This is a genomic window from Roseibium denhamense, from assembly GCF_009711415.1.
GTDB lineage: Bacteria > Pseudomonadota > Alphaproteobacteria > Rhizobiales > Stappiaceae > Roseibium > Roseibium denhamense.
The window spans coordinates 1-13,332 of sequence record NZ_SMLZ01000071.1 but is presented as its reverse complement, the minus strand read 5'-3'; the positions used below and the strand labels follow the sequence as shown (position 1 = coordinate 13,332).

9 protein-coding genes are annotated in these 13,332 nt (G+C 60.0%); 5 read left to right on the top strand and 4 right to left on the bottom strand.

Annotation, left to right across the window (positions count from 1 at the left end):
- Together E1180_RS00745 and E1180_RS00740 are read left to right on the top strand one after the other, a co-directional pair.
- On the top strand, window positions 1-685 hold a 685-nt coding region (locus E1180_RS00745; RefSeq protein ID WP_196220486.1), incomplete at its 5' end, for a substrate-binding periplasmic protein.
- Window positions 686-1,277: 592 nt separating this feature from the next.
- Window positions 1,278-3,797, top strand: a complete 2,520-nt coding sequence (locus E1180_RS00740) for a methyl-accepting chemotaxis protein (protein WP_155189172.1) — start codon at window positions 1,278-1,280, stop codon at window positions 3,795-3,797.
- 15 nt (window positions 3,798-3,812) lie between these two features.
- Here E1180_RS00740 and E1180_RS00735 read toward each other — a convergent pair whose 3' ends face one another.
- The 3 genes from E1180_RS00735 to E1180_RS00725 are packed head-to-tail and all read right to left on the bottom strand — an operon-like array spanning window position 3,813 to window position 6,064.
- Entirely contained in the window at window positions 3,813-4,229 is a 417-nt protein-coding gene (locus E1180_RS00735) for a very short patch repair endonuclease (RefSeq protein ID WP_155189171.1), read from the bottom strand.
- 9 nt (window positions 4,230-4,238) lie between these two features.
- Entirely contained in the window at window positions 4,239-5,096 is an 858-nt protein-coding gene (locus tag E1180_RS00730; RefSeq protein ID WP_155189170.1) for a NaeI family type II restriction endonuclease, read from the bottom strand.
- Complete coding sequence (locus E1180_RS00725; protein WP_155189169.1) at window positions 5,093-6,064, bottom strand: DNA cytosine methyltransferase; 972 nt, start codon at window positions 6,062-6,064, stop codon at window positions 5,093-5,095. Before E1180_RS00725 ends, E1180_RS00730 begins: the two co-directional genes overlap by 4 nt.
- 355 nt (window positions 6,065-6,419) lie before the next feature.
- Between E1180_RS00725 and E1180_RS00720 the strand changes: the two genes are divergently transcribed.
- The 3 genes from E1180_RS00720 (at window position 6,420) to uvrB (ending at window position 12,399) form a co-directional block, all read left to right on the top strand.
- Window positions 6,420-7,340: a hypothetical protein gene (locus tag E1180_RS00720; RefSeq protein WP_155189168.1), complete on the top strand. Its 921-nt coding sequence runs from the start codon at window positions 6,420-6,422 to the stop codon at window positions 7,338-7,340.
- 46 nt (window positions 7,341-7,386) lie between these two features.
- Window positions 7,387-8,985 (top strand): D-Ala-D-Ala carboxypeptidase family metallohydrolase, encoded by a 1,599-nt coding sequence (locus E1180_RS00715; RefSeq protein ID WP_155189167.1) that lies wholly within the window; start codon window positions 7,387-7,389, stop codon window positions 8,983-8,985.
- Window positions 8,986-9,099: 114 nt separating this feature from the next.
- Complete coding sequence (gene uvrB / locus E1180_RS00710; protein ID WP_208996769.1) at window positions 9,100-12,399, top strand: excinuclease ABC subunit UvrB; 3,300 nt, start codon at window positions 9,100-9,102, stop codon at window positions 12,397-12,399.
- 456 nt (window positions 12,400-12,855) lie between these two features.
- Here uvrB and E1180_RS00705 read toward each other — a convergent pair whose 3' ends face one another.
- Window positions 12,856-13,224: a GIY-YIG nuclease family protein gene (locus tag E1180_RS00705; RefSeq protein ID WP_341873536.1), complete on the bottom strand. Its 369-nt coding sequence runs from the start codon at window positions 13,222-13,224 to the stop codon at window positions 12,856-12,858.
- Window positions 13,225-13,332 lie beyond the last annotated feature (108 nt).

The window sequence follows — 13,332 nt, the reverse complement described above, 5'->3', positions numbered from 1 at the left end:
CTTGCACAGTCTCAAGATCTACACTGAAGACTATCCCCCTTTTTACTACATGGAAGACACAGGCCATTTAGGCGGTTTTGTCACCGAACAACTTAAGGAGGCTGCTGCATTGGCAGGCATTCCTATCGAGTTTCATCTGCGACCGTTCAATCGTGGCCTCATGGCGGTTGAAACATACCCAAACAATTGTTTCATGGCGTTGTGGAGGACAGAGATCCGAGCTCCAAACTTCAGGTGGGTCGGGCCTCTTCAAATCGACGGGATTGCCTATTTCGCGCTTGAAGAATCCACCATACGCATCAAACAGCATTCTGACGCATTTCAATACCGCACCGGAGCGGTTCGCGGCTGGACGAGCACATTAGAGGCGAAATCTGCCGGACATGGCAATCTCGTACCCGTTGAGCGCGACGATCTGAATCCCGGCATGCTGAAGGCCGGGCGGATCAAGTTATGGCTCGGCGGCCTGCTGTCGTCCCCCTATCTTGCAGAACAGGCCGGAGTGTCTGTACGGAACGTCTTTACGGTCCAGACAGTGGATCTGTCGCTTGGTTGCCATCCGCTGACCAGCACATCCGTCATCGCCCGATTGCAGACAGCACTCGAGGCCCTGCAGGCGGACAGTCTTGCTGCTGAAAGCCAAAATGAACTGTCCCATGCCGGCGGACAGGTACCGGCAAACTAGGCGGGCCATTCCTCAGCTGGCCATCAGCTCATATCCTGTGAAAACCCCAGATGGGCATGGCTCCGGTTGCCCTGCCGCAAGCCATCATTGGACGAAGAACCGTTTGCATCTGGCTTTAAAAAAGAAAAGCCCGGGGCGGTGGGACGCCCCGGGCGAGGGAGGAAGTTCAGTTCTTGTTGGCCAGAGTAATAGCTTTTATTGATTGATCACTCAATCAAAAAAGAGCATCTTTCTAAACAGACTGTTATTCCGCCAGGGAAAAGGTCGGCGTTTGCGCCTGCATGAACGGGTAAAAAGGTCTGCCCTGGAGACGGTGACACAAGACCAAACGGCCCTGCCCTGACGGTCAAAGCCGGCAGTGTCTGCGCCTTGCCGGCTTCAGGATCCCGCGCGCTTGATGGCTGGCAACCACCTTCAACAGCTCCCATTTGCACCAGGTAAAATTGGGAGCGTAATCAGCTGCGCCCTGCCGCAGGAGGCATTGCCCTTGGGAAAACGTCGTAAAATGCCAAGCATTCCCTAGGTTATTTTGGATCTTATTAAAATTTGACTTGTAGATTTACTCAATTGCACGTCAAGCGGAGCCAGGTCCATGAAGTTGCCACAGCTTTCTTTCGGTAAAAATAAGCGCATCGCAACGGACACGGCACCGGCTGAAAAAGTCTCCCGATCCCTCTTCAACTGGCCGATCAAGACGCAATTGCGTGCCGGGTTTGCCATCATGCTTTTGTGTACGGCGGGTGTCGGGGCGAGCGGTCTATTTGCCGCAATGACCGTGCAAAAGTCGGCCACAACGGCGAAAGCCGCCAATGAGCTTCTGGGAGCCATTCCGCAACTTCAGCTGAATGTGCTCAACTTCCGGCAAAGCGGCAGCGCGGACGACGCTGCGGCGGTGCGCGCCGACATCGCCACTTTGGCGGCCAAGACCGACGCGCTCTCCGCGTATCAGCCGGAGGCCGCTTCTGACCTAGACGCCGCTGTTTCCGAACTGGAAGGCGGTTTTGAGACCCTGGCCGGGCTTCGCCGGACGCGGGATGCGGCGGTGAGCGAGCTTGATAAGCTCACGCTTGCCCTTGTCGCGTCTTCAAACCGGGCTTTTGAGGAGTATCAGGCGCTGAAGGCCTACCGTGCGGCGCTGACCCTCACCAATGAAGGCAAGATGAGCAAGCTGGCCAAGGTGCCCCCGCGCATCAGCGCCATGCAGATCGCAACGATTGCGATTGAGAAGGACACGGAAGCCTTTGCCGCTGCTCCGGACGAGGCGCGCGCGGACGCACTGATCAAGAACGTCAAGCAACTGGGCAAGGATGCCAAGGCTGTCCGGCGCAGCGTCAAGACGGACGCCATCAAGAATGACGTGAAGATGCTCGGCCGGAAGATCAAGGACCTTCAGAAACTGATCAAGGCGCATCTCAAGGAATGGACGCCTGCGGCGGCCGGTGCATGGCCGGACACGTTCCAGCCCGCAATCAGCGAAATCACGGCGCTCTCTTCCCGGATTGCCGCAAATGCGGAAGCCCCCATTGAGGCCCTGACCGCTGAACTCAGGGACTTCGACCGGGCCACCGCGCGCATCGCCGTTTTGTCCGGAGACACCCAGAGCATTGCCCGCACCATCCTGGGGATCCGCAGCGCCTATGCGGATTACCTGAACAGCCCGGCAGACGGGACCGCCGGCAGCTTCAACACCTATATGGCCGAAGCAACCGCCCAGCTGGAGGAACTGGAGCAGGTACGCGTCGAGGAAGCGGCAACCACCAGCGACGCGGCCTTTCAGGATGTGCTGAACGGACCGCTGAAGGATCTGACAGATGCCGGGACGCAGGCCTTGCCGGTGCTGGCCGCCCGGTTTGACGAGGTGGTCGCGGCAACGCAGGCCCGCGCGGCCGGCCAGTCTGCCTTTTCGGCGGCCGCCGCCGGAATGGCCGCCAAAACCGGCACCATCAGCCGGCAGGCCAACCAGACAGCCGTTGATCTGGGCACAACGGCGCAAACACAGATCATCATCGCTCTTGGCATCGCCCTCGCCCTGGGCCTCGCCATCGTGGCGGGCCTCACGACCGCGATCACACGGCCCCTCAGAGCGCTGACGGGCGCGATGCTGGAGCTCAAGGCCGGCATTACGGACATTCATCTGAACGCGGACCGGCGCGGCGATGAACTGGGGGATATGGCGCGCGCGGTCGGCACCTTCCGCGACCGGGAGGTGGACCGGGTCCAGCTGGAGGCGGCGAGCCGGGAACGCGAGGACAGCATCCGCGCCCGCCAGGAAACCGTGGACGGTCTGGTGAGCGCCTTCCGGCAGGACATTCAAACGGCCCTCAACACCGTCAACGGGCACATGAAACAGCTGGATGAAACCGCGGAACAGTTGACGGAAATAGCCTCGTCAACCACCACCAAGAGCCAGAATGTCAGTCAGGCCTCCAGCCAGACAAACGGCAATGTCCAGACCATTGCCGCGGCTACGGAAGAACTCTCCGCCTCCGTGCAGGAGGTTGGCCGGCAGGTGGGCGCAACCCTGACCCGCGTGGAGCAGGTGACCGGGGCCACTCGGACGTCCAACGACCAGATCCAGGGTTTATCGGCTGCGGCGGATCAGATCGGTGCCGTGGTGCAGCTGATTCAGGACATTGCCGAACAGACCAATCTTCTGGCGCTCAACGCGACCATCGAGGCGGCCCGGGCCGGTGACGCCGGCAAGGGCTTTGCCGTTGTTGCCTCCGAGGTCAAGTCGCTGGCGGGCCAGACCGCCAAGGCAACAGACGAGATCTCCAGCCAGGTGGCTGCCATTCAGCAGTCAACGGCGGCAGCGGTGGACGCCATCAACGGGATCCTGACCATGGTGGAAGAGGTGAACGAGACGGCCGCCGCCATGGCCGCCTCGGTTGATCAGCAGTCCGGAGCAACCTCCGAGATTTCCGCAGGCGTTTCCCAGGCGGCCGAGCAGACCGCCAGCGTGTCCAGCACGATTGACGATTTGTCCAGGGGCTCAAGCGAAACCAGCCAGTCGGCCCAGCGCGTCGAGGCCATCGCAGATGAGGCCACCACCGAACTGCAAAGCCTCACCCACCGCATCGACCGGTTCCTGGAGGATGTGGCAGCGGCTTAGGGGGCTTTTTTGGCGCTATTCTGGCTTCAGGAAGCTTGCGAGACGGAGTTTCAGACCTGCCAAATTCCGGGTTTCGCATTCCCAGACAACAAGCACTGACCAGCCAAGCTTGTTTAGAGACTGTATATTTTCCAGGTCCCGCAGCCGGTTCCGCTCCAGTTTGGGGCCCCAATAGTCCAACCGTGATTTCGGCATCCGGCCGTCCTTGCAATCTGGATCGGGATGCTGATGCCAAAAACAGCCATGGACTAAAATGGCTTTCTTCCGGGGCCCAAAAACCAGATCAGGTTTCCCTGGCAAGTCTTTCCGGTGAAGGCGGTACCGGAATCCCATCGAATGAACCAGCCTCCGCACCACCATCTCCGGCTTCATGCCTTTGGAGCGGATCGCCGCCATGTTCTTGGAGCGGCGCTCGGGGGTCAGTTTGTCCATCAAGCATTCCTAATATTCGCTAGACAAAACCTGCTCCCATTCTTTCGCAGAACAAACATGCGAAACAAACTCGTCCCGCTCGCATCTTGGAAGATCAAATGCTTCAATAAGTGCGGCGTGATAATAGCCTGACAGGATAACAGTCTTCTCAAGCAACAAAATATCACGGGCGCCGCCATTCCCGCGAACGCGTTTCATATAGTCCTTCTGATCGAACAAAAGTGCTTGCAGAACGCTGCGGTGAACAGGCTTCTTTAGATTTTCCCGGAAGAATTCTGCGGCTCGCTTGCTGCCACCTTTTAAGCTACGGAGCTCACGGAAACGCAGCATGTCAAGGCCCTCGTAGCGGCTCTCCGGCAAGGGCTTGTCTTTGAAAATCCAACAAATGTTCTCAAAGGACTGCTTGCGGATACTCCGCTTGCCATCCCTGTTTGGTTTGTTGAGATATTCCTCTCTGGCAATAATTATTCCTAGAGAACAAAGGCGCTCATCGGTCGCTACCATGACCAAAATGCAGGGTTCAGAATTGCGGAAGGTCTCCGGCGGTATCATCCAATTGTTGCGTACCGTGTTCTTTACATCGACATCTTCATCAGCAAGCCGCAAGTCTCGGAGTCCTTTTGGCACTCCAATGAAGTCCCGTAAGAAGTGCTCGACTTTCAAACCTATGAAGGTTTTCTCAACATTGTCCAACTCAGAAACTCTTGTCCGAGCGGTCCTTATCGGATCGATCACGAAATCAACGGCATCGGAGATAATCTCAGGAAAGCGGGCAACAAAGACTTCTTTGCCGCCTACAAGTCTGAAAAGCTCTGCAGCAATGGAGTCTAGCTTAGCCTTATCAACTTTAGCAGCGCTGTGGATCATTCAGCTGCTTCTCGGATGACGACCGGCTGTCCCAGCGCCTGCGCAATCTTCCGCCCCACGGCCGCTGCAACCGGTGGCGGAAACGCGTTTCCGACCTGCCGGTACGAGTTGGTCTTCTTGCCTGAAAACATCCAGCTATCTGGAAAGCCTTGCAGACGGGCAACCATCCGGACTGTCAGCCGCGGCATACCATCGTGCTCCGCCCCCGGCGCTTCTTCCGCAATTGTGCGCCCTTCAACGCCAAGTTCAGCCCAGGCTTTGCGCGCACGGGTTGGACCAAGGTCAGGACCACCATGTTTTTTAGAGCCGCCAACAACGGTGGGTGCAATCTTATCGGCCTGCCGTGCCCAGTCCGCCGCACCTGCCCAGCCATTTGCCGCCATTAAGTCAGACAATTCTTCGCCGACGGTAGGCGCATCAACCAATTCGTCCTTATCAGGCCAAGCGAACTGGTCGACATAGACCCTCTGCAACGCCACCATAACCACTCTTGGACGGAGTTGAGGGACGCCAAAATCAGACGCTTGCAGCAATTTCCAGAAAACCCGATAGCCCAAGCGGCGCAGTTTAAGCTCGATGAAATCCCGGTAAGCATCGAATGACTGATCCAGCATGCCGCGGACATTTTCAAACATGATCGCTTTCGGTTTGACCACTGTCGCAATTTCTACTCCGCGAGTGAAAAGATTGCGTTCATCCTTTTCACCCAATTGCTTGCCTGCAACAGAAAACGGCGGGCATGGCAAACCGCCCGCAAGAAGATCGACGCCCCTGAATTGAGAAAAATCGAAATCCTCGAAAAGATCATGCTCATGCACCCGCCATTCCGGGCGGTTCAGACGCAGCGTGGCGCATGCATGCCTATCATTCTCAAATAATGCGGCATGATCGAAACCAGCCATTTCAAGGCCGAGAGCCTGGCCGCCACCGCCAGCGCATAACTCCAATGATGTAAGCTGATTCTTCATGCCATCCCGCAAATTGAACTGGACGACTTTATATCACACCACTAAGAACATAACACGAACAAAAAACTTTCCCCAGCCTTCCTGCCCCCGCACGCCCACCTTGGACCTTGCACTTGGCAAGTCCGCAACAGGACGTATTCGGGCTATTCCGGCGCCTGGCGGTGCATCAGCGCGAAGGCCCAGGCACGCCCAGGCAAAACGAGGACCCAGACATGGCGAAACCAGCACAACCTTTACTCAATTAATAATTGTATATACGAATTGATACTACCACGTTGACAAGGCGAGCTGGCTAACAAATTATGGACGCCTGACGTAGCGTGGATCAGGGTGGGGCATGCGGGCGCTGGGGACCATGAGTGCAAGCTCAGGCCGCTTCTTACATAGAAGCGGCGTTGCGGTTTTGACATCTTGCCTGTGCCTGCTTCTGGCTGCGGCCTGCACCGCCTTCCCGGAACAGGAATTGACGAGTTACCGCGAGGCCTATCTCGAAGCGGAAAAGGCCGGCGATCTGCTGTATGACGAGCTCTCTGCCGCCGTCATTCGCGCCGGGCAAGCTCCAGCCGGCTCAAACTGTGTCCGTGGCACGCGGGCGCCGGCGTGCTTTGATCCGGATGTGGCCAGAAACAGCGGCAAGGTTGCGGATATCCCGTCAATCGCTGCCAGACGCACCGCCCTGGCGGCGGTCGCCAACTACAATCTCGCAATCGTGGACCTGCTGGAAGGCAAGCGCGGCGATGCCTTGTCCGAACGGATCGTGACACTGAGTGGCATTGCGGGGGATCTGTTGATCCTCGGGCAGATCGCGTCAGGCCCGCTGCCGGCCCTTGTTGGCGGTCAAAGCGCGGCACTTCTCGGCAATCTGGTGAAACAGCTTGATGCGGCAGTCTCCGCCCAGCAGGCAAGGGAAACCTTGATTGCGAACGAAGCTCTGGTTGAAGACATGCTTCAGGCACTGATCGACGACACGCCTGGCATGTACAGGCTCTACCAGTCCGCGCAGGGGAAATATGCGGTGGAAGTGGAACTTGCCGGGGGGACGGGCAACAAGGCCGCCAGAGCGGAATACGCCAAAATCGGCGCCTTTCACGACCAGCTGACCGCCTATGTCAAATTGCTTGACCAGACACGGGCCAGCTTCCGCCAGCTCTTGGTCTCACTGAAAAACGGCACACCGACAACGGCCGATGTCAGGGCCAACATACGGACGGCCATCGAGATCCGCGCCGCCGCAGAGGCCTTCTGGTCCGAAGTGAGAAAGGCCAGCCAGCTTTAGGGTTCAAAGATGTTTTAAGCGCCATCACTTTGCCAGGGAGAGTGTTATGTCAAATCTATCGCAGGATATCGACGACCTGTTTGCGGATCTTGTCTCTCAGCTCTCGGATCCGGCTCTGACCGGCACCGAGCGCCAGGGCGTGCTGGACGCCGCCGCTGCGATCAAGGACGAGGCCTTCGAGAACTCTCTCAAGAATTTCAGGCTCGGAACGGCAAAGTTCAACACGATCACCGCCAGGCTCACCCAGGCGACCGCAAACGTGACGGGCGCAAGTCTGAGAAAAAGGATTGGCCAGATACTGGACAAGTTGGGCGACTTGCAAGCCGATTTCACCGAGCCGGCAAAAGGCACGCCGCCCCCTCCCGTCGTTATCGACGCTGCGACCGGACAAACGGCGGAGGACGCGGCAAACGAAGATGAAACCGATGTCACACCCACGCCCGAAACGCCGCCGGACACATCCACCGGCGGCAGTATCGACGGCCCGGTCGTGACCGCCCCCAACCCGTCCGGGTCCACCAAGTTTGCCGACCTGGAAGGCGAGTACAAGCGGCTGTTCGTTGGCGCCCGGTTCCGCAGCCAGTCCGCCGAAGATGAAGTCTTGCGGCTTTGCCGGTCGGCGGTTGAAGATCAGCACAGATACGAGACTGTGGGCACCGCGCTGGGTGTCCCCTGGTGGTTTATCGCGGCCATCCACCTTCTGGAATCCGGGCGCAATTTCAAGCGCCACATGCATAATGGCGACAAGCTGACGGCGAGAACCACGCGCGTGCCCGCAGGACATCCGAAAACAGGAAGTCCGCCCTTCACCTGGGAGGAAAGCGCTCTGGATGCGATGAAACTCAAAAACTTCCACAAACGCACGGATTGGTCGCTCGCCCGGGCGCTGTACCGGCTGGAGGCATACAACGGCTTCGGATACCGCAGTAAAGGCGTCCCGACTCCCTATCTCTGGTCGCTGACCACCCTGTACATGAAGGGCAAATATGCAAGCGACGGTGTCTACGACCCCAACCTTGTGTCCAAACAGTGCGGCGCGGCGGCTTTCCTGCGCGGACTGGTCGCAATAGGCGCGGTCGAGGCGGACGATCTGACCGGTGTCGATGCCGGTGAGGCCGAGCCGCAGGAATCCGGATCATCCGTGATCAACCCAATCCCGGCAGAACCTGCGCCGCCACCACCGGTCGAGCATGCGTTCAAGCTGTTCGTCGAGGAGAACCTGCCGGATGTTCACAATTTCCGGTGGGACGAGTTCTTGGTCAAAGGCGCGTCTCACGCCAATCCGTCCAAGCCGGGGTTTGGACTGAACACCGATCCGCCCGCCAAGCTCTGGCCGAATGTCATTCCACTGGCCAAGGCACTTCAGGCGTTCCGCGAGGCAGCAGGTGCGCCCGTGAAACTGACCAATGTTTACCGCAGTGAAGCCTATAACAAGACCCTGCCCGGCGCGGCCAAGAGCAGCCAGCACCTCACCTTCAAGGCGGCGGATATCATGTGCAGCAGCGGCACCCCGCGCGACTGGCAGAAGATCCTGATCGACCTCCGCTCCAGCGGTGTCTTTACAGGGGGCATCGGCCTTTACCGGACATTCGTGCATATCGATGTCCGTGGCACACCGGCAAACTGGAAAGGCAAGGGCGTTTGAGCCTGCCCCTCCTGACACCGTGTCGTCAGGAGACTGGCAAGAAGTGCAGCTCCCGGCGTCAAAGCGGATGCGGTGGGGTTTTCTCCGGCCCGGACTCGGACCATATTGCACCGCATGAGCAGCAAGACGTCCAAATCCGCCCAAGATCTCTCAGAAGCCGATCCTGACGCCGGTCCCGGCCCGGCCCAGCCGGACGGGTTCGGCGAAGCGCCGCAGAAGCCTCTGTCAGGTGCGCCCCTCTCCAGCTCTATTAGCGATTGGGCCGCTGAGATTGCCGAGGAAGCGGAGAAGCCGGCGCCCCAATCCAAAAGTAAAATAAAGGATCCGGCCAAACTCGCAGAGCTGGCCCCGGGCGCGCCGGGCTCGTCCAAACGCACGGCGCGGACGTCGTCCAAGGAACGCGAGCGGGCCGGAGGCGACGGGTCGGTCGCCGCCAATGTCGAGGAGGGCCGCAAGGCCAAGCTGTCGCCGAAGGGCGCGAAGGCACGTGGGACATATCCTGAGCCAAGCGAAGGCAAGGCCGACGGGCCGTCGTCCGGTCAGGACGCGCCCGCGCAGGCCAGCGCTAAAGCGCGTCGGGCCGCGAGCGCAAAAAAGGATAAGCCCACAAAGTCCGCCCGTGGCACCAGTATGGGCAAGGCGGACACGGCGCGCGAACGCGCCGCCGGAGGTCTCAATCCCGTCGCCGGGATGGACATGTCGCTGGAGGAGGCCGAGGAGCTGGAGGCCAAACTCAAGCAGCACAAGAAGGACAACAAAAAGAAATCCGCCGCCGATGGCCGCTATGGCGAGCTGGGCGGCAAGCAGGGCGCAACCGCCACGGTCGAGGCCCTGTCGGCCCTGATCGAAAGCGGCAATCCGCTGCACAAGAACGGCGAACTGTGGGTGCCGCACCGGCCGGACCGGCCGGAAAAATCCGAAGGTGGCGTGCCAATCAACCTGGCCTCCGAGTACGAGCCGAAGGGCGACCAGCCAACCGCCATTGCCGAACTTGTGGGTGGCATCACGTCCGGCGAGCAGACTCAGGTGCTGCTCGGGGTCACCGGCTCGGGCAAGACCTACACCATGGCGCAGGTGATCCAGCGCACCCAGCGCCCGGCGCTGATCCTGGCGCCGAACAAGACGCTGGCGGCCCAGCTTTACGGCGAGTTCAAGAGCTTCTTTCCGGACAATGCGGTCGAGTATTTCGTCTCCTACTACGACTATTATCAGCCGGAGGCCTACGTCCCGCGCACGGATACCTATATCGAAAAGGAAAGCTCGGTCAACGAGCAGATCGACCGGATGCGCCACTCGGCCACCCGCGCGCTGCTGGAACGCGACGACGTCATCATCGTCGCTTCCGTCTCGTGCATCTACGGCATCGGCTCGGTCGAGACCTACACGGCGATGACCTTTGCCATCGAGGTTGGCGAGCGCATCGACCAGCGCCAGCTGATCGCCGATCTTGTGGCCCTGCAGTACAAGCGCAACGACGCCGCCTTCCAGCGCGGCACGTTCCGGGTGCGCGGCGACACGATCGAGCTGTTCCCGGCGCACTATGAGGACCGCGCCTGGCGGATTTCCCTGTTTGGTGACGAGATCGAGCAGATCACCGAATTTGATCCCCTGACCGGCCAGAAGTCCGGCGACATGAAGTCGGTAAAGATCTACGCCAACTCGCACTATGTGACACCGAAACCCACCCTGCAGCAGGCCATCAAGTCGATCAAGACCGAGCTGAAGGGCCGTCTGGAAGAGCTGAACGCCCACGGCCGCCTGCTGGAAGCCCAGCGGCTGGAACAGCGCACCATGTTCGATCTGGAAATGCTGGAGGCAACCGGCTCCTGCGCGGGCATCGAGAACTACTCGCGCTACCTCACCGGCCGCAAGCCGGGCGAGCCTCCCCCCACCCTGTTCGAATATCTGCCGGACAACGCCCTCGTCTTCGCCGACGAGAGCCATGTGACCATTCCGCAGATCGGCGCCATGTACCGGGGCGACTTCCGCCGCAAGGCAACGCTGGCCGAATACGGTTTCCGCCTGCCCTCCTGCATGGACAACCGGCCGCTGCGCTTTGAGGAATGGAACGCCATGCGGCCGCAGTCCGTCGCGGTGTCCGCCACCCCGGGCTCGTGGGAAATGGAAGAGGCCGGCGGGGTCTTTGCCGAACAGGTCATCCGTCCGACCGGTCTCGTCGATCCGGTGATCGACATCCGCCCCGCCTCTTCCCAGGTCGACGATCTTCTGGGCGAGGTGCGCGAAGTGGCGGCCAAGGGCTACCGGACGCTGGTCACCACCTTGACCAAGCGCATGGCCGAGGATCTGACCGAGTATTTGCACGAAAACGGCGTGCGCGTGCGCTACATGCACTCCGACATCGACACGCTGGAGCGGATCGAGATCATCCGGGATCTGCGCCTTGGTGCGTTCGACGTGCTGGTCGGCATCAACCTGTTGCGCGAGGGCCTCGACATTCCCGAATGCGCGCGGGTCGCGATCCTCGATGCGGACAAGGAAGGTTTTCTGCGGTCCGAAACCTCGCTGATCCAGACCATCGGCCGCGCGGCGCGGAATGTGGACGGCAAGGTCATTCTCTATGCGGACAACATGACCGGCTCCATGGAGCGGGCGATTGCGGAGACCAACCGGCGCCGCGAGAAGCAGCTGGCCTACAATGCCGAGCACGGCATCACCCCGGAAAGCGTCAAGCGCTCCATTGGCGACATCATGCAGAGCGTCTACGAGCAGGACCACGTGACCGTGGATGCCGGGTTTGCCGAGGAAGGCTCGCTGGTCGGCCACAATCTGGCAGCGCATATTTCCGATCTGGAAAAACAGATGCGCGACGCCGCCGCCGATCTCGACTTCGAGACCGCCGCGCGCCTGCGCGACGAAATCAAACGCCTGCAGGAAACCGAACTGGCGGTGGCCGACGACGCCATGGCCCGGCAATCCAATGTCGATGCCAAGACGGGCGGCTATCAGGGCGACAAGAAATTCGGCGCCGGCGGCACCAAGGAAGGCGCCAGCGGAAAGAAGAAGGAAACGGCGAAAGACCGGGCCATGCAAGCGCGTGAGCGAAGTGCTGCGTCTTCCGGGGTGTCAGGGAAAAAGGGTTCGGGCGCAGCCCGCAAGGCCGACCGGCCGTCGCCCGGTCAGGGCGCCCCCGCGGAAGGCAGCGCGTCAGCGCGGACGCCCGTGAGCGCATCGAGTAAGGTGCGCAAGAATACGCTCGACGAAATGACCGTCGGCCGCACGGAAGTGCCACTGTCGGGCAAAGCCGTTCCGCAGAAACCGGCGCCCATCATCCAGGCCGAAGACGCCCCGCACCATACCCCCCGCGGCAAGATCGGGGTGGGGTCCTATGAAGACCCGGCGGACGAGAAAAAACGCCGCGGGAGACCGAAGAAGAGCGGGCGGCCGGGGCGGTAGCTCGCGCCTCCAGTGGTCATCCCCGCCCCACAAAGCGGAAATGGGCGGGAATGACGGAAGAGCGTAGGGCAAGACCTTTCCACCCACGCCGTCATCCTCGGGCATGACCCGAGGATCCATGCCGTTCCCTCTCTCCAAGCACCGCTGACCGCGTGGAAACGCTCTGGTATGGATCCCAGATCAAGTCCGGGATGACGGCAGTGCGTGCAGCGATGGCTATGCCTGTGCCCCAGTGCTTTGGAAGCGGGAAGATCCCGGATCACGTGCGGGATAACGGAGGAGCAAGTGGCGCGGCCCATCAACACACACTCCGTCATCCCATGGCTCGACCATGGGATCCATACCGTTCCCTCACCCCAATCGATGGCTTTTCCGAGCAGCACCGTCACGGCATGGATCCTCGAGTCAGGCCCGAGGATGACGACAGAGTGAGCGGTGAGGTCGAAAGTGCCCCCTTCACATGTTTAGCGTCTTGCCGAGATCAAACCAATCCGGATTCATGGCCTCGATCAGGTCGATCTTCCACTTCCGGGGCCAACGTTTGATCGCTTTTTCGCGGGCAACGGCTTCAGGAGCGGTAGCATGTTCCTCGTACCAGATCAGCCGTTTGACTGAGTAGCGTTTGGTAAATTGCGCCCCAGTGCCGGAAGTATGTTCAAAAAGCCGTCTGGGGAGATCGTTCGTCACACCTGTATAGAGCGTGCCGCCCTTGCGCGTTGTCAGGATGTAAACCCAAAAGCGCTTCTGCATGTTCAAATAGGAAACGGTTTGGATCCCATGGTCAAGCCATGGGATGACAACGGGCGGAATAGCAGAGGCTGCCATCCTCACGCTGCCCTAGCCTTGATCCGGGGCCGTCTCCCGCAAGAAAATTGCCCCTTATTAAGTCCGGGACAGTAGGAGTAGCTCTCCTGACCGCAAGAAAACTTATCC

Coding starts and splice junctions, on each gene's coding strand:
- E1180_RS00735 (WP_155189171.1), bottom strand. CDS start 4,229: ATGGACAAACTGACCCCCGAGCGCCGCTCCAAGAACATGGCGGCGATC.
- E1180_RS00725 (WP_155189169.1), bottom strand. CDS start 6,064: ATGAAGAATCAGCTTACATCATTGGAGTTATGCGCTGGCGGTGGCGGC.
- E1180_RS00705 (WP_341873536.1), bottom strand. CDS start 13,224: ATGGCAGCCTCTGCTATTCCGCCCGTTGTCATCCCATGGCTTGACCAT.
- E1180_RS00730 (WP_155189170.1), bottom strand. CDS start 5,096: ATGATCCACAGCGCTGCTAAAGTTGATAAGGCTAAGCTAGACTCCATT.
- E1180_RS00715 (WP_155189167.1), top strand. CDS start 7,387: ATGTCAAATCTATCGCAGGATATCGACGACCTGTTTGCGGATCTTGTC.
- E1180_RS00740 (WP_155189172.1), top strand. CDS start 1,278: ATGAAGTTGCCACAGCTTTCTTTCGGTAAAAATAAGCGCATCGCAACG.
- uvrB (WP_208996769.1), top strand. CDS start 9,100: ATGAGCAGCAAGACGTCCAAATCCGCCCAAGATCTCTCAGAAGCCGAT.
- E1180_RS00720 (WP_155189168.1), top strand. CDS start 6,420: ATGAGTGCAAGCTCAGGCCGCTTCTTACATAGAAGCGGCGTTGCGGTT.